The organism is Guptibacillus hwajinpoensis, from assembly GCF_020524165.1.
In the GTDB taxonomy this organism is placed as follows: domain Bacteria; phylum Bacillota; class Bacilli; order Bacillales; family Guptibacillaceae; genus Guptibacillus; species Guptibacillus hwajinpoensis_D.
The window spans coordinates 1,104,927-1,122,892 of the sequence record NZ_JAIVKU010000004.1; the positions used below are offsets into that span (position 1 = coordinate 1,104,927).

Below are 17,966 nucleotides of genomic sequence, written 5' to 3' on the forward strand. Positions count from 1 at the left end.
ATCAAACTTCCTCATCGCTACCAAAAAAAAAGCTTATGAGTTAGACCGAAATAATTCGGTGCACTAACCCAATAAGCAAAAGAAGAACATATCCTGTCGAGAACAGTAAAAAATTAAATCGCCACGCGCCTTTTATTACTTTATGAATATGAATGTCATCTTTTGTTTTCCAGTGCAGAACAGTAAAAGCTCCTGCGGCTCCAATAATCATTAATAAAATGACCCAGAGAAAAGACTTTCCAACTAATTCAATTAGAATAAAATGTACGCTTAAGATAAAAAAGATTGTAGAAAGATCTACTGCAAGACGAAAGGAGAATTTTTTCTTTCGTGTCATTTTTACTGTAATAATATAGACCAGGTACCATGCGAGCAGTGGGGCTGTCACGGCCGTTGCTACAATCCATGATAAGAGGTTTTCCATTTCATGAGACTCCCTTCTCTATCTCGTTACCATCTCAAGACCCTTCACGCTATCATAGACAAACCTTGAAAAAGGTACATGCTTGCCGCATGCTTCTGCTTCTTTCAATATATAACCGGTGATTGCATCGATTTCTGTTACTCTCCCTGCTGTTACATCCGCAAGCATAGAAGACGTATTGGCACTTGTTCGCCTGCATACAAGCTGCACATCGTTCCAAGAACGTTCAAATTCTAACTGGAGAACTCCGCACGTTTCTTTTACTATTTCTCGCATTAGACTATAAAACCTTGCATTATGCAAAAGCTCTCCATTTAAAACATGATAAATACTGCTCAGAGGATTAATTGCGCAGTTTATGACTAATTTTTTTGCAAGCATTGCGTACCAATCATTTTCATAAAAAATTGGAAAATCCTCGCTTGAAAGAGCTGTAACTCTATTCGGAACACCTGCATAAGTGCTAATTCTTACGACGCCGCTCCCCGTATGTTCAACTGTACTTTCATTGATCTTCCTCGCCCCATGCTCTACCACACCCACTAGTACATTATGTGCTAGCAAATCGATCGATGAAAGGTGACCCATTCCATTTTGGATAAACAGGAGATCAGGCAACTTCGAGCCTTGATATACGTTTTTAATCATCGCTACCACTGAAGGAATATGATTCGATTTGACAGCCACAATGAGTAAATCTGTATGCTCTGGACTCAAATGATCCGATACACGAACATCAATCCGCTGTGATTTATTTCTATTTATGTAGATGATGCCCTTTTTTATCTCATCAGCCTGATGCTTACGACGGCATACGACTGATATCTCATGTCCGTTTAATGCCAACTTGGCAGCCGCTAGTAACCCAATTGATCCGGCTCCAATAATCGTTACGTTCAACTTCTCCGCCACCTTCTCGTGGGATGTCTATCATATAAAGTTTAGCACACGTTGATCCTGTTGAAGAGAAAAAAATCCCTTAACAGTTAAGTTAAGGGATTTCCCAACATTTTATACAGGATAAACGGGATGTTTCTTAGCTGGCGCTTCCATTTCTTTTGTTTCATAATAACTTAACCGATCGACTAACACGTTACGTAATTCGCTACCAGGTACGATATCATCGACGATTAACTCTGATGCTAATTTATAAATGTCAATGTGCTCTTTATACTCCTGATGCTTCTCTTTCACATATTCGATACGCTCTTTAGGATCCTCAATAGCATTGATTTTGTTTGCATATACGGCGTTTACTGCTGCTTCAGGACCCATTACTGCAATCTGTGCAGTTGGAAGTGCAATACAACAATCCGGTTCAAAAGCAGGACCAGCCATCGCATACAATCCAGCACCATAGGCTTTTCTTACGACAACTGAAATTTTTGGAACGGTGGCAGAACTCATAGCTGCAATAAGTTTTGCGCCATGTCTTATAATTCCAGCACTTTCTACTTTCGTCCCAATCATAAAGCCCGGAACATCTGCAAGAAAAATCAGCGGAATATGGTACGCATCACAAAGCTGAATAAATTTAGCCCCTTTATCCGCTGAGTCCACAAAAAGCACCCCACCCTTTACTTTAGGTTGATTGGCAACCAGTCCTACAACTCGTCCATCAATTCGGGCAAAGCCCGTAACTAATTCTGGTGCAAAAAGTTTTTTCATTTCAAAAAAACTTTCGCCATCAACGAGGGCATCGATTAGATCATACATATTAAATGGTGCATTTTGATTTTCAGGTACAATTTCACTAATCGATTTCTCAAGAGAAGGAAGCTTACCTTCTAGACGAGGAGTCTGCTTATGGAAATTCCCCGGAAAATAACTTAAATAGCTTCTTCCAAGTTCGATTGCATGCTCTTCATTTTCAGCAAGTACATCTCCGCATCCACTCGTACTGCAGTGCATGCGTGCACCACCCATTTGTTCTAACGTTACTTTTTCTCCGATCACTTTTTCAGCCATCCTTGGAGAGCCAAGATACATCGAGGCATTTTTATCTACCATGATTACAATATCACAGAATGCTGGTATGTAAGCCCCACCTGCCGCTGATGGACCAAATAGCAAGCAAACCTGCGGTACCATCCCAGACATTTTTACTTGATTATGAAAAATCCTTCCGGCTCCGCGACGATTCGGAAACATTTCTAGCTGATCTGTAATGCGCGCGCCTGCTGAATCCACAAGATACAAAAGAGGTACTTTAAGATTCATCGCTGTTTCTTGAATGCGAATGATTTTTTCGACTGTTCGTGCTCCCCATGAGCCAGCTTTTACAGTGGAATCATTCGCCATTACACATACTTTCTCGCCATTTACGCTACCGATTGCTGTTACCACTCCATCAGCCGGTAGATCTTTCGCAAGATTATTTGCAAATTTTCCGTCTTCTGTGTATTCTCCATTGTCAAACAGAAGCTTCAGGCGATCACGAACAAACAATTTGTTCGTGTCCTTTAACTTCTGGTGATATTTCTCAGCACCGCCTGACTCAACCTCTGATGCTCTAGACGTTAAAAGCTCTTCTAGATGATTCATAGTAAAAATCCTCCTTCAGCTGGGATTAGATCGAGCGCTCGTTCAGAATACGCACTTACTTTACCGTAACGAGTACATCACCTTCGTTTACAAAATCGCCAACATTAACTTTAACCTCTGCTACGGTACCTTCTTCCACACCTTCAATTGGTATCTCCATTTTCATTGATTCAAGCATAACGAGCTCCTGTCCTGCAGTAATCGTATCTCCTTCACCAACCATTACATTCAAAACCGTACCCGCCATTGATGCTTTAACTTCTTGCATGTCTATCATTCCTTTTCAGTAAAGTTATTTTTTTACAAGAATTTTTGCTAAATAAGATGTTGAGTAGTTTCCTTGTTGAAAATTATTTTCTTTAAGTAATTGGGTAAATAGCGGTCCATTATGCTTAATCCCCGTAAGCGAAAATGCAGCAAAGAAATCGATACTTCTTTTCACCGCTTCTTCACGGCTGGCTCCTGACACAATGATTTTCGCAATCATAGGATCATAAAACGGGGAAACCGTTGACCCGCTTTCATAACCTGAATCAATGCGGACACCTTCTATTTCAGGAAATTGAAGCGCTTCGATCTTGCCTGGAGAAGGCATAAAAGAAGTGGGGTCTTCCGCATATAGTCTATGTTCAATACTGTGCCCTGTAGGTTTAATTTCCTCCTGTTTGAGTGGAAGCTCTTCCCCTTTTGCAACGTTAATTTGCCACTCGACTAAATCGATGCCGATAGTCTCTTCAGTAATAGGGTGCTCCACTTGCAATCTCGTGTTCATTTCTAGAAAATAAAAATTCTCTTCCTGGTCCATGACAAATTCGACCGTTCCAGCATTCGTATAGTTAACGTGTTTAGCAGCAAGTAAAGCAGCTTCACCTATTTGGCGGCGTGTCTCTTCAGATAAGAATGGTGACGGCGTTTCTTCTAGAACCTTCTGATTTCGCCTTTGAATCGAGCAATCGCGCTCATAGAGATGAACGACGTTTCCGTGGATGTCTCCTACAATTTGAACCTCGATGTGACGCGCATCGTCAATGAATTTTTCAACGAACATTGCGCCATTGCCAAAATAGGCTTTCGCACGGTTTTGACTAGATACGAATGCTTTCTCTAGCTCTTGATCATTTTCACAACGCTGCATACCAATTCCACCACCACCTGCTGCAGCCTTTAACATTATTGGATAGGTGATCTCATTCGCATAGGCAACGGCTTCTGTTACATCAACAATTTCTCCGCTACCTGGTACAACCGGGACTCCAGCTTCCTGCATTGTTTTTCTGGCTGTAATCTTATCACCCATGGCCTCTACAACTTCTGCAGAAGGTCCAATAAACGTGATTCCCTGCTCTCTGATCCTCCTGACAAATGAAGCATTCTCAGATAAGAAACCATAGCCAGGATGAATGGCATCAACATTTTCTTCTTTTGCCACGCGAAGAATTTCATCCTGATTCAAGTAAGACTTTGCTGCAGGTGGATCTCCAATCTCATATGCGACTGTTGCTTGCCTGACATATGGTAGATCCTTATCTGCACTCGAATAAACAGCAACCGTTTCAAGATCAAGTTTGTTGCATGTCCTTATAATACGTTCTGCAATTTCGCCACGATTCGCTATTAGGATTTTTTTCAAAGTATCGCCCCTCTCACCACAATTATGAATTAACAGGTTTGAAAACCCTTACATTTATCATATCATTAAATAGCCAGTTCGTTTCAATAAATATTCAAATTATTCCTTTTATACTTTGTTTTTTGAAATGAAGAAAAGTTTTGTGTTTTCGGTTATAATAAAAGAGGTAGAAGTTTTTACTTCTAATCATCTTAGAGTATAAGAAGCATGCTTGGAGGGGGCCGCTATGGTAGATCTAACAGTTCGTCCACTTGTCATTAACTACAAAACTCTAGAGGAGTTTAAGAAGTTTAAAGAGTTTGGTATTCAAGAACTTTCAATGTTGGAGGATCTTCAAGACAACATCATTGAGAATGATAGTGAATCACCATTTTACGGTATTTACTATGCGGATAAGCTTGTTGCTAGAATGAGCTTGTATCGTATCGATGGTAAATACGATCGCTATTTTGATCCACCACAGGATTATCTTGAACTCTGGAAACTTGAAGTACTTCCGCAATACCATAATCGTGATTATGGTTCCACACTTGTGAATTTTGCAAAGACCTTCAATTTGCCTGTGAAAACGAACGCAAGACAAGGGTCAGGTGAATTCTGGGAGAAGATGGGCTTCGAAGCAGTCACCTATCAACCCGAACGAGATCGCGGAGAAAATCCTTATGTATGGTATCCAGAAGGGGTAACTGAACAGGAGTAACGAAGAAATAGGAGCTTAAGGGCTCCTATTTCTTTATTTTCTCTAAATTACCGTTCGCATCCATTTGAAATCGCAAACTTCCCGCATCTTCTTCTTGAAAGATTACCATTTTCCTCGCCTTTTCCATAATCTCTAATAGGGATTGATAATCTTCCTGTACAGTGAGGTACTCTTTTTCTAGCTGATGAAGGTTTTGTTTTAGCATAAGGTTTTCAGCAAGCACTTCTTGTAGCGAAGCTTCACTTTTATTTGATTCAGATAGATAGCTTTTCGATGTAATTAACAGGCTAATAGCTTCATCGATTAAATCAATGCTTCGATCTTCTTCTACTGAAGCCGCTTTTGTTTCAACTTGCTGTTTCTTTTGTTCCTTCCGCTGCTTCTTTGCTAGTGCGATCGCCGCCTCATACTGTTTTCGAATAAGCGAATTCCATCGAAAACCACAAGCAGCTGAAGTTCGAGACAGCGTCTTTCCTACTTCTTCAAATGCCGCTAGTTGTGTACTTGATTCTCTAATATGACGTAACACAACCTCAGCTAATAATACATCTTCATCTTTCGACCAAGCATCCTGGCGAATCGGTACCACTCACAATCCCCCCAATAACTGTTTTACAGTCATCATATGCCTTTACTAGATATAGTAGACTCTTCTATTTAAGAAAGAATCTCTATTCTTATATCCCACTAGCAAAAGGGATGCGCATCTTTTCTTGATTCAGAACACGAAAAACGTCTTTACATGCTCAAGTTTCTGAAATGACTATCCCCGGTTTAAAAATGCCTCTACTGCTCGATGATGCTCCTCAGTAGCCCATAAGCATGCACAGCTTTTAATTTCTTCTTCAACTCGAAGGCGAATGAAATTGCGATCGAGACTATTAAGCCAGTAAGTTTTATATGCTGAGAGAATTAGAGGAGACCTCTTTAAAAGATTTTCTATGTAATGATAAGCCTCTTCTTTCCATGGAAGTTCACGAGTAACATAAGATAGACAACCGTTCATGAGTGCCTCCTCACTTGAATAACGATCAGCACTCATAAGCATCGTTAAAGCTTCCGAATGATTCATTCTTGTTAAGGCATACGTTGAGCCACCCCATCCCGTGGTTAATCCAATTGACCCTTGTATAAATCCCACTTGTATATTGGCTCGCGCAACGCGATAGTCGCATGCCATCGCAAGCTCCAGCCCACCACCCACTGCATGGCCGTTTAAAAGCGCTACAGTCGGTTTTTTGCAGAAAAACAACCGATCAAGGACATTCCCCATTTTACGCAGCATTGGATAGGCCTGATCTTCTGTCTGAAGTTCTTGAAATGCCCTCACATCCCCACCGCTACAAAATACTTTTTCCCCGCTACCAGTAAGTACAATATAGCTGACGCTTTCGTCTGCTTCGACCGTTTCAATTGCGTGTGTTAACTGATCCATTACCTCAAAATTAATCGCATTCCTTTGTTCTGGTCGATGAATGGTTATGATGGCTGCCTGATTCCGTCGCGCAACGATTACACTCGTCATTTCGCTCCACCCCTTTCAGAAAAATCAAATAATTAAGCACATAAAAAAACAGAGAGATTCCTCTCTCTGTTTCGCAAGATTACTTGCTTACTACGTTTTCACCTTTGTAATTTCCACACTCTTTACAAACACGGTGAGAAAGTTTGTATTCGCCGCAATTAGGGCACTTTACCATTCCTGGTACTTCTAATTTATAATGAGTACGACGCTTGTTTTTACGCGTTTTAGAAGTTCTTCTAGCTGGTACTGCCATTGTTTCCACCTCCTTAAAAAGTTAACAGTCTTACGGAAATCATGATCTAGTTATCTTCATTTTCCTTATTGAAAAAATCAGCTAAACCGGCCATACGAGGATCAACCTTTTCTTTCGGCTGTTCCTTCGTAATCACTTCCCAACCATTACCCGATTTTTTTGGCATTTCTTCCGATTCAGAGCTATATTTCACTACGCGAATCGGAATCTCCAAAAGTATATTTTCCTTAATATACGGAACTAAGTCAACCGTATTTCCCGAAACTTGATGAATTTCTTCATCTTCTACCTCAAAATCAACGCCATTTGTGTTTGCTTCAAGCACAAATGTCTCCATTGGGCGAAGTACGAACGGAAAATCAACATCTTCGAGTGTATTGGCACATGGTAGAACCATTTTGCCTTTCACTGTAAGATGAAAGGTAACCTTATTACCATGAAACGATGTTTCACCGGTAACATGAACTGGCGTAATCTCACGGATGTCTGGATTACGTTCCTTCAGTTCCTCTACATTCACTTCTTCGTCAATTGTAAGGCCTTTTAATTTATAGGACTTCAATTGTTCAATTGACCATTTCATCTGTGTATCACCTCAAGGCAACAAAAGTATTATAGCTACAAATTAAGCAAATGTCAATATTTTTTCTTTACACCAGTTGTTTCATTGAAAATCTTGGTATAATGTTTATCATACCAGAGAAAAAACCTTGAATTCAACTAATAAAAATGGATGTCCAATCAGATTGGATCGGAAGGAGTAACTATATGAAATCTGTTGGCGTTGTTGTGGAATACAATCCCTTCCACAATGGTCATCTCTACCACCTCCAAGAATCGAAAAAAGCCACTGATGCGGAAGTTGTTATAGCGGTTATGAGCGGCTCTTTCCTTCAACGCGGAGAACCGGCACTCGTTGATAAATGGACACGAACAGAAATGGCTATTAACAATGGTGTGGACCTTGTGATCGAACTACCTTACGTATATGCTACCCAAAAGGCGGAAATTTTTGCAAAAGGTGCCCTCTCTCTCTTAACCTCACTTGGCGTGGATACCGTTTGTTTTGGAAGTGAATCAGGTCAAATCGAAGAATTCAAAAAAACGACCTCTTTCATTCATAGCAACAAAAAGGAATATGACGAGCGAATTAAGTTTTATATGGGTCAGGGGTTTAGCTATCCGAAAGCAACATCGCTCGCTTTTGAAACGCTAGAGGGGCACGAAAACGTCCTTGATCTTTCTCAACCTAATAACATTCTCGGGTATCACTATGTAAAAGCGATTCAAGACCTGCATTCTCATATAGAACCGTTCACCATTTTACGAACCAAGGCGGGCTATCATGATAAAGAATTTGTTGATACACAAATTGCAAGCGCAACGAGTATTCGAACGGAATTGTTAAAAGGCAGATCTCTTGATCACATAAACAATTATATCCCGCACGCAACCTATGAAGCGTTACATCACTACCAACATACATATAACGAGTTCAACGGCTGGCACAACCTTTATCATCTGCTAAGGTATAAACTTCTTACGACAAATAGTGAAGATCTTTCATCAATCTATGAAGCAGAAGAGGGTCTTGAAAACCGACTCATCGCAATGGCGAAAAGAGCGCCAAGCTTTCAATCCTTTATGGAGCTTGTAAAAACGAAGCGCTATACGTGGACAAGAATTCAACGCTTTGCACTTCATATCCTTACACAGACAACCAAAGAGGAGATGAAACCCTCACTTGAAGGGAAGGCCCCGTACATTCGCATTCTTGGGATGACGAAATCAGGTCGCACATTTCTAAGACAAAAAAAAGGCTCTCTCTCTGTTCCCCTCGTCTCCAATATCAATCAAAATGAGCACCCATTTCTAACGATTGAAAGACGGGCTAGTCTCGTGTATGCGCTAGGCTACCACGGGCATCATCAAGAGAATTTTCTACAAAAAGAGTACAAATCTGTACCACTAATGAAGTAAAATAGGCCTGGCGGTTACCGCCAGGCCTATTCCTTTTACTTTTGTTTCAATTGTTTTAAGTACTCACGTGCATCATCAAACGTTTCGACTGGAACAACCTTCATATCCGTCTCAATATCTTTCGCCGCTTCCAGTGCATCATCATAATTAGAATGTGCCACTGGTGCAAAGAAAATTTCTGCCCCAGATCCATCTGCTGCTACAATCTTTTGCTTTATTCCACCAATCGGTCCAACTTCACCTTTATCATTGATGGTACCGGTTCCAGCGATTTCATACCCTTTTGTCCAATCTTCTTCCGTTAATTGATTATATATTTCTAGAGTAAACATTAACCCCGCTGAGGGTCCACCAATTTCATCTGTATTGATTTTAATGGAAGGATCGGTCTTGATTGTAGTCGCTGTGACAGGACCCGTAATGCCAACACCTACTTTTCCATCTTCTGTATTATAAGCCTCTGGAAACTCTGTAAATCCAAGCTCAACTTCTTTTTCTTTCCCATCTCTTTTGATCGTCAATTTAACTGTATCTTCCTTCTTATAAGCACCAAGTTGATCAAGAAGTTGCTCTGTTTCTTGCACCTTTTCTCCATCAACCTTCACAATCAAATCGCCTACTTCTAATTTCCCATCAGCGGGCATCCCTTCAATGATGCCAGTAACCAGCACACCTTTTTTCGTAATGGTAATATCTTTATTGGCTGCCTGATAAGCTACAATCGTAGCACTTGTCTGTGAGTTGGCCATGACGTCCAACTGTCTTTGATGATATTCTTCATCTGACTCGCCTTCACGCTTGATTAAATCTTCATCAATTAACTCATGGTATTCGTTGAATTGGGCCCAAATATACTGGATCACATTCGCTTCACCGACTCGAACAGTGGTTAGCATAAAATCGCCACCATCTTGAGAACCACCATCGACGTTAATCACTTCATCTAATACTCTCGCTTCTCCCGGCGTAGTGACATAATAGGGCAGGTCAATGAATGTAAAGGCCGCCACCAATACTAGGATGATTGCCCACACATAGGTGAATTTCTTGGTGCTTCGATTCATTTGTTTTTCTCCTTCCACACCTTCACCACCTGGTGAATTTGCTCAAGGTGGCGATAGGCTTCTTCCTCTCCGATTTTAATGATATCAAGTACGTTTGTAAAAGCTCGTGATTGAAAGGATTCCAAACCTGGTTTTATCATGACATCTGCATTAATCTCGTGTAGACGGACCATTTCGTTTTGCATAATATCAATACTCTGCATAATCACGTCGATAATGGAGGTCACATCAGGCTCTTTTTTTACATTCGATACGTCAACAGCAATAACAAGATCGGCCCCCATCTCCCTTGCAACTGAAACAGGGACGCGATCAATTACGCCACCATCGACTAAAAGTCGGTCTCCAATCTTTTCAGGAACCAATATTCCAGGTATGGCAATACTTGCTCTAACCGCTTGCGCAACCGATCCTGTTCGAAAAACAACCTTTTCTCCTTTAATGATATCTGTTGCTACGATTGCTAGAGGTGGATCCATATCCTCAATCTTTTTTCCGTGAGTTAACGTTTCAATTAAACTTCTCACTTTGTTCCCTGCAATAAATCCCATCTTTGGCACAGTAAAGTCTAAATAATACTTTCTCCGAAAAAGCGATGCCATTTTTTCCATAGTAGCTACATCATGACCCGATCCATATATCGCACCGACTAACGACCCCATGCTACTTCCGGCGATGAAATCAATAGGAATTTTCTCTTGGAGAAGTACCTTCAGGACCCCTAGATGCGCAAATCCTCTTGCTCCTCCAGACCCGAGAGCTAATCCAATCTTCGGACGGTTCATTAAGAACGCCTCCCTGTCTATACCTGCTTAATCATATGGTCTAATTGTGCCTCACATACGTATATTTTAATTATCGGACAGGTTAGAGAATCTTTTCATTGATTGCTTTTAATTAGAAAAGTAGGAGGGAAGCAACTATGAACGTTCAAGTAGCTAAAACGATAATGCTTGCTACGTCCGTAACATTCGTTGCTCTCGCCGTTATCTTATTTCCAGCGCATACATTAGAGGCATCAAAAAGCGGTTTATCCATGTGGTGGAACATTGTTTTCCCTTCTTTATTACCCTTTTTTATCATTTCTGAAATTCTAATTGGAATTGGCGTAGTTCGGTTCATTGGCATTTTACTAGAGCCCTTAATGAGACCTCTATTTCGCGTACCAGGTTCAGGTGCTTTTGTGTTTGCCATGGGCATTGCATCCGGCTTCCCAGCAGGTGCTAAGTATACCGCTCACCTTCGACAAAATCATGACATCTCTGCCATAGAGGGGGAACGTCTCGTCTCGTTTACGAACTGCTCTAATCCACTCTTTATTTTTGGTGCAGTAGCAGTGGGCTTTTTTCATAATCCGGCACTTGGTGTTATTCTCGCGATGGCTCATTATGCTGGTAATATTATGGTTGGATTTGTGATGCGATTCCATCACCCTGAAGACGCCCATACAACTGATGAGAAACGCTTTAATCAGTCAAGACTAGGCCTTGCATTTTCAGCTCTACATGAAACGAGGCTTTTGGAGCGTCGTCCATTCGGAAAAATGATGGGTGATGCGGTTCATTCTTCGATTAAAACGTTATTAATGGTTGGTGGCTTTATCATTCTATTTTCTGTTTTAAATGAGCTACTGGGTGTCATTGGGCTTGCAGGTTTACTTGCAGCAGCTCTCAGATCCATCCTCTTACTGTTCCAACTCTCACCAGAACTAGATATCCCACTACTATCTGGAATGTTTGAGATTACGTTAGGAAGTCGACTGGCAAGTGAAAGCTCTACTCCATTACTTGCTCAAGCAATCGTGACAAGCTTCATTCTTGCTTTTAACGGCTTTTCCGTCCAAGCACAAGTGGCAAGTATTCTAGCTGACACCGATATTCGGTTTAAACCTTTTTTTATGGCTAGATTGCTTCATGGTTTTTTTGCCGCTTTTCTAACACTTGTACTATGGAAGCCGATTTATTTGAATTATCTATCCACGGATAATGGATCACTTCCTGTGTTAAATCGAGAAGATGCTCCATCTTTTATCGAAAGTGTCTATTCCTTTTTTATACAAACAGGATCCTGGGTCACTCTATTTTCTTTACTTACATTTATCTTTCTTGTTGCTTACCGCACAGGCAAAGTAGAAAAAAGACCCCCGTTAGCTTAACGGGGATTCTGCATATTTTTCTCTGAGCGCATTTTCAACAATCTCAGGAACAAGATCTGAGACAGGTGCGTGGTATTTCGCTATTTCTTTTACAATACTTGAGCTTAAAAAGGAGTATTGATTGTTGGTCATCATAAAGAACGTTTCAATTTCATCTTCTAGTTTGCGGTTAATCGATGCAATTTTCATCTCATATTCAAAGTCAGACACCGCACGCAACCCTCGTAGAATCGTTGAAGCTTCCACTTTTTTGGCATATTCGATTAAGAGGCCATGGTGCGAATCTACGGTGACGTTTGGAATATCTTTTGTTGCTTCTTTTAATAACGAGACGCGCTCTTCGACTGAGAATAACGTTGACTTACTCTGGTTATTGAGGACGACAACTTTAATATCATCAAAAACTCTCGCACCTCGTTTAATAATATCCAGATGACCAAATGTCACTGGATCAAAGCTTCCCGGACATACTGCAATTTTTGCCATGACTATTCTTCCTCCTCAACATGCATCTGTTCATATGTATAAATGGATATCGTGGTTTTCCCGCTATATGTTTCTTCGCGAATCATCTGTAATCCGGCATATGATTCTGGGAGCTTCACTTCTTTTTTGTGTTCTACAACAATGGTTGCTTTGTTCTCTAATAACTGATAAGTCGTTAGTTTCTCAAGATCATGTAGAATCTGCTCTTTATGATAAGGAGGATCTAACAACACAAGTGAAAAGCGAATCTCTCGCTTTTGAAGAGCTTTTAGGGCACGTTTGGAATCATTACGAAAAACCTCAGCGGATTCGGTGTATTTTGTTTGCTCAAGATTCCATTTGATCGTTTCGATCGCCTTGATTTCTCGATCTACAAACACGCATTTCTCAATCCCACGACTTAACGCTTCAATCCCTAATGCTCCACTCCCTCCATAAAGATCAAGAGCTAAACCCCCTTCAAAAAATGGGCCGATGATGTTATAAATCGATTCTCTTACTTTATCTGTTGTTGGTCTTGTGGAAGTCCCCGGAACGGGCTTTATTTGTCTTCCTTTACATTCTCCTGCAATAATACGCATCTCTCTCACAACCTTATCGTTTCCATATTCCTACTTATCCTACCACAAAAAAGGGGAAAGCTAAAATCGATGTATAATCCATTTGGGGATGGCGATACTAAACGTAGTAGCATCGTTTAGAACGATGTTGCCAACCGCGGAAGAAGACTTACGTTTCCCCATAAGTTCTTCCTCCGGTTTCTCCTCTCCCATTTGCCTTAGCTTCACAGCTTAAGGCACCCGCAGGATTTCCTGCGGGTTTTTTTATGCTCAGAAGGTTCCTGATTCCTTTACCCAGGATCAAGGTCATGCATGTCAATGACCGGAACGCCGCCCCAGTCATGATGAATCCAATCCCCAAACGTCCCTTCAGTAATATCTGTATGACTAAACAAATAATCCTCTACCTCTGAGAGTGATTGATCTGAAAGCATTTCAGCCTCAGCTGCTGTGATGACACCATGTAGTACAAGCGCAGCAAGAATGTCAGCAATAATAAAGCCCTGTATGAGCTTTTTATCCATGGTTTCCTCTTTAGCATTTCTTCCTGTCCAGTATAGATAGAGCAACCCACCTACTAAACCAACCAGAAGCAGAATCGAGACCATCGAAGAACCTCCTTTCTTTTCATTCTAATGCAAACGCTTCATCCTTTCCATTAGAAAGAATTCATGCTACATTATGATTGGATTTCTGTTTAAAGGAAAGGAGAACAATCTTATGATTCAACGCTTTATCGAACTTGGTGAAGGCTATTCTGATATATATGAATTAGTTGAACTGGCAAGAACGAATTCCCATCGCGTTCACCGTTTACTCGTACTTAAAACCACTAAGAATAATAGGGAAGTTTTATCACCGGTAGTCGTCTTAAAACCTGCTGGAGAAGGAAACCTACAGCCTCTTTACATATCTAGAGAAGGTATTCCTGCAAAAGAGCCACATGTACAGCGCCAAGAACTTTTCGAAGCATTAAGCAAAGAGATCGAGACGCCAATCATCCCTATTGAAGTAAAACCTTCAAGTGAATTTAACGAAGTAGATCTTTATTTCAACTATATTATTGGTATTCTTCGCTTAAATAACTTGATCCCTCCGCTTCAGTAAGTTCAAAGAATGAACAAAAGCAGGAGCCAATGGCTCCTGCTTTTTATGATGGAATTTCTCTCGCTTCGTAAACTTTGCGATCAAGGATTGGGAGGACTTTTCTTTTTACATACGCTACGCTAATCAACAATATGAAACCCGCAAATAAAAAGAGCCCTCTTGTCCCTACCATCGCGACAATGGCCCCTCCCGTTACAGGACCAAGTAAGTTCCCTAAATAAACGGCGCTATTTGAGAAACTATACGTTCTACTTTCCATCCCTGCAGGCGATAGCGTCTTAACTAACGAATTAACTGAAGGTAACAAACCGCCTATACATAACCCTAACAAGAAGCGAAGGGCAATGAGTTGCCAAAGTTCTTGCACAAACGCCTGTGGTATCGAAAAAATCGCAGCCCCTATTAACGAATAATAGAGGACGTGGTGGGACCCTTTTCGATCTCCCACTTTTCCAAGTTTAGGAGAAGCCAGCATATTGGCCACTCCCATGACAGAAGCCGCAATTCCTGCGAATAAAGCCACATTCGAGCCTGTTAGCTGTTGCACAAAAAGTGGAATGAGTGGATTCATGCCTAAAAGCGCAAACTGTACAAGAAAACCAACAAGCATTAAAGACACCATAGGAGAATGAACCGTTACTTTTTTAAAATCTTTTATCGCGTTGCTCTTCTCTTTCTTAGCTGAAGGCTCTGGTTTTGTCTCTTCTTTCACTAGAAATAGTACAACAAACGCAGCAAGTAAAATAACAATACCCGTAATGTTAAAAATCATTCGAAAACCAAACGTTTCTGCCATTAATCCACCGAATAATGGACCACATATGGCACCGGCGACCGCCCCTGAATTTAGCGTACCGAGTGCATAACCAACGTGCTCTTTTGGTGTATTCGTTGCAACGAGAGCAATTGCGGCAGGAATGAATCCTGATACAACTCCATTAAGCAGGCGTAAACCTAGTAAAGACCAGGGACCTGTGGCAAATCCGGTTAAAATAATTACGATTGCCATACCGAAGCCAGAACGAAGTAGCATCAGCTTTCGTCCATGTCGATCTGCCATACGTCCCCAGAATGGTGAAAATAAAAAGGCTGTCAAAAAGTTCGCACCGAAAATGACGCCTGACCAGAGGCTAATTTGACTTTCCCCTTCTACACCAAGTTCCTGCACGTATAGAGGTAGAAAGGGCATAATCATCGTCATGGCACCAAGGACTAAAAATTGACTACCAAACAAAATCCACACATTTCGTTTCCAATTTTCCATTATGTCACTTCCTTTAATTCGACCATTATATACTTCGGTTACCGAAATAATCAACCATTTAGGTTCTCTAAAAAAGAACATAAAAAAAGCCTCCTAAAAGGATTGGCTTTTTAGAGACCCATTTTGTAATCATACTGTTTTGCTTTATCAGGCTTTGCGTTTTGATACTCAGTCTGCACCTCTGGACGCTTTGAAGGCTCTACTCGCTTTACAAAGTGAAGAGAGTTTAAGCGTTCTTTCGTTGTTTCCAATTGATCGAGATTAATATAAATCACGACATATTTTTGTTTTGAGGAAACGTAGTGAACATTTCCAAACCTTCTTAACTGTTTGGCATGCTTAAGTGACTGAATATAAACTGCCAGGCCAACTCGTTCTACAAACATGGCGCGTTTCCCCTTTACTTATAAACTCCACCCGCCTCTTGAACAGAGTGATGGTCATATACTGATGATTCAGTTACGATAGGAGTAGACCGTCTTTAAGAAAGGATGCTCTAAAATGAATCTTGATGAGATATGGAATCCATTTCTAAATCGACTGGCCGATTCAACTTATGTGAACACCGTATCAAAACAAACGATAACTGGTATTCCCTTTCTCTATCTTACAGTAAATTCGAATATCAGAAAAGCTGAGATTGAAATGTTAATTAAATTGGAAGCTGCTAGAAGCATGCGAGGGAAGCAATTAAGGATGGAATATTCCTTCGTTCGCGAAGAAGATCAGCTGCTTGTTTATCGCGTACGATTTCTAGTCCCCCAAGAAAAAATGTTTTGTTGCGGGAATCTTTGTCCTGACTGCATTCGCTTTCGAAATTGAAAAACCAGAGCATATGCTCTGGTTATCCACAACCGCAGCTGCCGCCTGAGCCGCAGCCTCCACCACACGATTGGTTATCAAAGAAAGGATTTCCGGAAGGAACTTTAATAGAAGGAGAAACTTCACCTGCTAATAGAGAACAAACCTCTACAAGAAGGCCTTCAAGCTCGGTCTCCGCTTTCTTAAATGCCGCAACCGCTTCGTGAAGGTCCATATCTCGCTTTGCTTCACGGACTTTCACAGTAATCGTCATAAAGTCAGGATGATAACGCCCGAAACGTTGAACTTCATCATAAAGTTCTTTCATTTCTGTGAAGCGTTTAATCAAACGCTGCGCCTCCCGATCTTTCGATAACTGCTTCTTTGCCTCATGATATTCATGAGCTACCTCTGAATCTTTTATCAAAAATCCAAGCTCTTCAGCCTGATCTAAAATCATTACACTATCTAGAGTAGCAATCATACTTACACCTCCACCCTTATCTTACCACTTCTAGGAACCCCCTGACCAGTCCTCTACTATAGTAGTAAAGTGAATACCCACGATTTGGTTATTGACTTTTTATGTAATCAGCTCTATAATTTTCTAGATTTATATGTTTTCATCTAAGAAAGGAAGACAAAGAAAACCGTGAAACTTATTACGTTCAATCCATTTCGAACTCTTGGTATGAATGGCGTGTCTTATGTTAAACCCGATCATATGTTTAAAGATATTCATGTGATTAGAGAAGCAGATATGCTCTTATTTCCCGAAAAGTGGCAAGTGAATTCTCTAGTCTATGGGTTAAATAAAAAGATTTTCCCTTCGATCCAATCCATTCAACTCGGCTTCGATAAAGTCGAAATGACGAGAGCATTTTGGTCGCTTTCGCCAGATCTTATGCCTTATACTGAAATAGCTGGAAGGTCCAATGAGTCCATTGAACGCATTCTAAATACGTTCCCTTTTCCTTTTGTAGCAAAAGAAGTGAGAAGCTCAATGGGGAATGGGGTTTTTCTTATCCGTACTGAGGAAGAGTTCCGCTCTTATGCAGAGCGCAATGAGGTTCTCTACGTACAAGAATACTTACCTATTGAAAAAGATCTCCGTGTGGTTTATGTTGGGAATAATGTCGTGTCAGCCTATTGGCGTGTTGGGGGCGAGTCGTTCCTAAATAATGTCGCACAAGGTGGGAAGCTTTCTTTTCATAACATACCTGAAGAAGCGCTTCAGTTAGTCGATCAGACAGCCAAAGCGCTTGGCATTAACCATGCCGGTTTTGATATTGCTTATTCAAACGGCAACTATTACTTCCTTGAATTTAATTGTTTATTTGGCAACAAGGCTCTTATCCAACAAGGGATTCAAGTGGAGAAATTGATTTTCAACTATATTCAAGAACAATTTCCACCGCTCGTTCCGCCTACAACACCATTTAAACAAATATCCTAATCAAAAGCCTCCAAAAG

At 40.8% G+C, this 17,966-nt stretch carries 23 protein-coding genes; 6 read left to right on the forward strand and 17 right to left on the reverse strand.

What is annotated here, in order from left to right:
* Positions 1-40 precede the first annotated feature (40 nt).
* The 5 genes from LC090_RS12715 to LC090_RS12735 form a co-directional block, all read right to left on the reverse strand.
* The gene (locus tag LC090_RS12715; RefSeq protein WP_226658373.1) at positions 41-424 is read right to left on the reverse strand and encodes a DUF3397 domain-containing protein; all 384 of its coding nucleotides are present in this window, start codon (positions 422-424) and stop codon (positions 41-43) included.
* A gap of 18 nt (positions 425-442) precedes the next feature.
* Positions 443-1,324, reverse strand: a complete 882-nt coding sequence (locus LC090_RS12720) for a 2-dehydropantoate 2-reductase (protein ID WP_255648089.1) — start codon at positions 1,322-1,324, stop codon at positions 443-445.
* Between the two features lie 111 nt (positions 1,325-1,435).
* On the reverse strand, positions 1,436-2,968 hold the full coding sequence (locus LC090_RS12725) for an acyl-CoA carboxylase subunit beta (RefSeq protein WP_226658375.1): 1,533 nt from the start codon (positions 2,966-2,968) through the stop codon (positions 1,436-1,438).
* Positions 2,969-3,023: 55 nt separating this feature from the next.
* Positions 3,024-3,236, reverse strand: a complete 213-nt coding sequence (locus LC090_RS12730; protein WP_226658376.1) for a biotin/lipoyl-binding carrier protein — start codon at positions 3,234-3,236, stop codon at positions 3,024-3,026.
* Between the two features lie 24 nt (positions 3,237-3,260).
* On the reverse strand, positions 3,261-4,598 hold the full coding sequence (locus LC090_RS12735) for an acetyl-CoA carboxylase biotin carboxylase subunit (RefSeq protein ID WP_226658377.1): 1,338 nt from the start codon (positions 4,596-4,598) through the stop codon (positions 3,261-3,263).
* A gap of 226 nt (positions 4,599-4,824) precedes the next feature.
* Between LC090_RS12735 and LC090_RS12740 the strand changes: the two genes are divergently transcribed.
* Positions 4,825-5,298, forward strand: a complete 474-nt coding sequence (locus LC090_RS12740) for an N-acetyltransferase (protein WP_226658378.1) — start codon at positions 4,825-4,827, stop codon at positions 5,296-5,298.
* Positions 5,299-5,323: 25 nt separating this feature from the next.
* Here LC090_RS12740 and LC090_RS12745 read toward each other — a convergent pair whose 3' ends face one another.
* The 4 genes from LC090_RS12745 to LC090_RS12760 all read right to left on the reverse strand — a co-directional run bounded on the left by LC090_RS12745 (position 5,324) and on the right by LC090_RS12760 (position 7,659).
* Complete coding sequence (locus LC090_RS12745; protein ID WP_226658379.1) at positions 5,324-5,887, reverse strand: RsfA family transcriptional regulator; 564 nt, start codon at positions 5,885-5,887, stop codon at positions 5,324-5,326.
* Positions 5,888-6,061: 174 nt separating this feature from the next.
* Complete coding sequence (locus LC090_RS12750; protein WP_226658380.1) at positions 6,062-6,823, reverse strand: enoyl-CoA hydratase/isomerase family protein; 762 nt, start codon at positions 6,821-6,823, stop codon at positions 6,062-6,064.
* A 79-nt stretch (positions 6,824-6,902) separates the two neighbouring features.
* The gene (gene rpmF, locus LC090_RS12755) at positions 6,903-7,076 is read right to left on the reverse strand and encodes a 50S ribosomal protein L32 (protein WP_098443283.1); all 174 of its coding nucleotides are present in this window, start codon (positions 7,074-7,076) and stop codon (positions 6,903-6,905) included.
* A gap of 46 nt (positions 7,077-7,122) precedes the next feature.
* A complete protein-coding gene (locus LC090_RS12760; protein WP_160919243.1) occupies positions 7,123-7,659 on the reverse strand; it encodes a YceD family protein in 537 nt (178 codons plus the stop codon).
* Positions 7,660-7,844: 185 nt separating this feature from the next.
* Between LC090_RS12760 and LC090_RS12765 the strand changes: the two genes are divergently transcribed.
* A complete protein-coding gene (locus LC090_RS12765; RefSeq protein WP_226658381.1) occupies positions 7,845-9,056 on the forward strand; it encodes a nucleotidyltransferase in 1,212 nt (403 codons plus the stop codon).
* 35 nt (positions 9,057-9,091) lie between these two features.
* Here LC090_RS12765 and LC090_RS12770 read toward each other — a convergent pair whose 3' ends face one another.
* Both LC090_RS12770 and LC090_RS12775 read right to left on the reverse strand, forming a co-directional pair.
* Entirely contained in the window at positions 9,092-10,120 is a 1,029-nt protein-coding gene (locus tag LC090_RS12770; RefSeq protein ID WP_226658382.1) for a SepM family pheromone-processing serine protease, read from the reverse strand.
* Positions 10,117-10,905 (reverse strand): patatin-like phospholipase family protein, encoded by a 789-nt coding sequence (locus tag LC090_RS12775; protein WP_226658383.1) that lies wholly within the window; start codon positions 10,903-10,905, stop codon positions 10,117-10,119. The genes LC090_RS12770 and LC090_RS12775 overlap by 4 nt, the downstream gene beginning before the upstream one ends.
* 137 nt (positions 10,906-11,042) lie before the next feature.
* Between LC090_RS12775 and ylbJ the strand changes: the two genes are divergently transcribed.
* Positions 11,043-12,275 (forward strand): sporulation integral membrane protein YlbJ, encoded by a 1,233-nt coding sequence (gene ylbJ / locus LC090_RS12780; protein ID WP_226658384.1) that lies wholly within the window; start codon positions 11,043-11,045, stop codon positions 12,273-12,275.
* Here ylbJ and coaD read toward each other — a convergent pair.
* The 3 genes from coaD to LC090_RS12795 all read right to left on the reverse strand — a co-directional run bounded on the left by coaD (position 12,267) and on the right by LC090_RS12795 (position 13,929).
* Complete coding sequence (coaD, locus tag LC090_RS12785) at positions 12,267-12,761, reverse strand: pantetheine-phosphate adenylyltransferase (protein ID WP_226658385.1); 495 nt, start codon at positions 12,759-12,761, stop codon at positions 12,267-12,269. The genes ylbJ and coaD overlap by 9 nt on opposite strands.
* Positions 12,762-12,763: 2 nt before the next feature.
* Positions 12,764-13,342 (reverse strand): 16S rRNA (guanine(966)-N(2))-methyltransferase RsmD, encoded by a 579-nt coding sequence (gene rsmD / locus LC090_RS12790; RefSeq protein WP_425590653.1) that lies wholly within the window; start codon positions 13,340-13,342, stop codon positions 12,764-12,766.
* Positions 13,343-13,611: 269 nt separating this feature from the next.
* On the reverse strand, positions 13,612-13,929 hold the full coding sequence (locus LC090_RS12795) for a hypothetical protein (protein ID WP_226658387.1): 318 nt from the start codon (positions 13,927-13,929) through the stop codon (positions 13,612-13,614).
* A gap of 112 nt (positions 13,930-14,041) precedes the next feature.
* On the opposite strand from LC090_RS12795, the gene LC090_RS12800 reads away from it, so the two are divergent.
* Positions 14,042-14,428: a DUF7147 family protein gene (locus tag LC090_RS12800; RefSeq protein WP_226658388.1), complete on the forward strand. Its 387-nt coding sequence runs from the start codon at positions 14,042-14,044 to the stop codon at positions 14,426-14,428.
* Positions 14,429-14,471: 43 nt separating this feature from the next.
* Here the strand turns inward: LC090_RS12800 and LC090_RS12805 are convergent, their stop codons facing one another.
* Positions 14,472-15,692, reverse strand: a complete 1,221-nt coding sequence (locus LC090_RS12805) for an MFS transporter (RefSeq protein ID WP_226658465.1) — start codon at positions 15,690-15,692, stop codon at positions 14,472-14,474.
* Between the two features lie 110 nt (positions 15,693-15,802).
* Positions 15,803-16,078: a YlbG family protein gene (locus LC090_RS12810; protein ID WP_098443273.1), complete on the reverse strand. Its 276-nt coding sequence runs from the start codon at positions 16,076-16,078 to the stop codon at positions 15,803-15,805.
* 115 nt (positions 16,079-16,193) lie between these two features.
* Here LC090_RS12810 and LC090_RS12815 point away from each other — a divergent pair, with 115 nt between their 5' ends.
* Entirely contained in the window at positions 16,194-16,514 is a 321-nt protein-coding gene (locus LC090_RS12815) for a hypothetical protein (RefSeq protein WP_226658389.1), read from the forward strand.
* Between the two features lie 22 nt (positions 16,515-16,536).
* Here LC090_RS12815 and LC090_RS12820 read toward each other — a convergent pair whose 3' ends face one another.
* Complete coding sequence (locus LC090_RS12820) at positions 16,537-16,977, reverse strand: YlbF family regulator (RefSeq protein WP_226658390.1); 441 nt, start codon at positions 16,975-16,977, stop codon at positions 16,537-16,539.
* 168 nt (positions 16,978-17,145) lie between these two features.
* On the opposite strand from LC090_RS12820, the gene LC090_RS12825 reads away from it, so the two are divergent.
* Complete coding sequence (locus LC090_RS12825) at positions 17,146-17,949, forward strand: ATP-grasp domain-containing protein (protein ID WP_226658391.1); 804 nt, start codon at positions 17,146-17,148, stop codon at positions 17,947-17,949.
* Positions 17,950-17,966: the final 17 nt, after the last annotated feature.

Excerpts from the sequence above, each read along its gene's own strand:
- LC090_RS12815 (WP_226658389.1), top strand. The coding sequence starts at position 16,194 with ATGAATCTTGATGAGATATGGAATCCATTTCTAAATCGACTGGCCGAT.
- LC090_RS12730 (WP_226658376.1), bottom strand. The coding sequence starts at position 3,236 with ATGCAAGAAGTTAAAGCATCAATGGCGGGTACGGTTTTGAATGTAATG.
- LC090_RS12820 (WP_226658390.1), bottom strand. The coding sequence starts at position 16,977 with ATGATTGCTACTCTAGATAGTGTAATGATTTTAGATCAGGCTGAAGAG.
- LC090_RS12775 (WP_226658383.1), bottom strand. The coding sequence starts at position 10,905 with ATGAACCGTCCGAAGATTGGATTAGCTCTCGGGTCTGGAGGAGCAAGA.
- LC090_RS12725 (WP_226658375.1), bottom strand. The coding sequence starts at position 2,968 with ATGAATCATCTAGAAGAGCTTTTAACGTCTAGAGCATCAGAGGTTGAG.
- LC090_RS12805 (WP_226658465.1), bottom strand. The coding sequence starts at position 15,692 with ATGGAAAATTGGAAACGAAATGTGTGGATTTTGTTTGGTAGTCAATTT.
- LC090_RS12795 (WP_226658387.1), bottom strand. The coding sequence starts at position 13,929 with ATGGTCTCGATTCTGCTTCTGGTTGGTTTAGTAGGTGGGTTGCTCTAT.
- ylbJ (WP_226658384.1), top strand. The coding sequence starts at position 11,043 with ATGAACGTTCAAGTAGCTAAAACGATAATGCTTGCTACGTCCGTAACA.
- LC090_RS12765 (WP_226658381.1), top strand. The coding sequence starts at position 7,845 with ATGAAATCTGTTGGCGTTGTTGTGGAATACAATCCCTTCCACAATGGT.
- LC090_RS12800 (WP_226658388.1), top strand. The coding sequence starts at position 14,042 with ATGATTCAACGCTTTATCGAACTTGGTGAAGGCTATTCTGATATATAT.
- LC090_RS12715 (WP_226658373.1), bottom strand. The coding sequence starts at position 424 with ATGGAAAACCTCTTATCATGGATTGTAGCAACGGCCGTGACAGCCCCA.
- rsmD (WP_425590653.1), bottom strand. The coding sequence starts at position 13,342 with ATGCGTATTATTGCAGGAGAATGTAAAGGAAGACAAATAAAGCCCGTT.
- rpmF (WP_098443283.1), bottom strand. The coding sequence starts at position 7,076 with ATGGCAGTACCAGCTAGAAGAACTTCTAAAACGCGTAAAAACAAGCGT.
- LC090_RS12750 (WP_226658380.1), bottom strand. The coding sequence starts at position 6,823 with ATGACGAGTGTAATCGTTGCGCGACGGAATCAGGCAGCCATCATAACC.
- LC090_RS12810 (WP_098443273.1), bottom strand. The coding sequence starts at position 16,078 with ATGTTTGTAGAACGAGTTGGCCTGGCAGTTTATATTCAGTCACTTAAG.
- LC090_RS12740 (WP_226658378.1), top strand. The coding sequence starts at position 4,825 with ATGGTAGATCTAACAGTTCGTCCACTTGTCATTAACTACAAAACTCTA.
- coaD (WP_226658385.1), bottom strand. The coding sequence starts at position 12,761 with ATGGCAAAAATTGCAGTATGTCCGGGAAGCTTTGATCCAGTGACATTT.
- LC090_RS12760 (WP_160919243.1), bottom strand. The coding sequence starts at position 7,659 with ATGAAATGGTCAATTGAACAATTGAAGTCCTATAAATTAAAAGGCCTT.
- LC090_RS12770 (WP_226658382.1), bottom strand. The coding sequence starts at position 10,120 with ATGAATCGAAGCACCAAGAAATTCACCTATGTGTGGGCAATCATCCTA.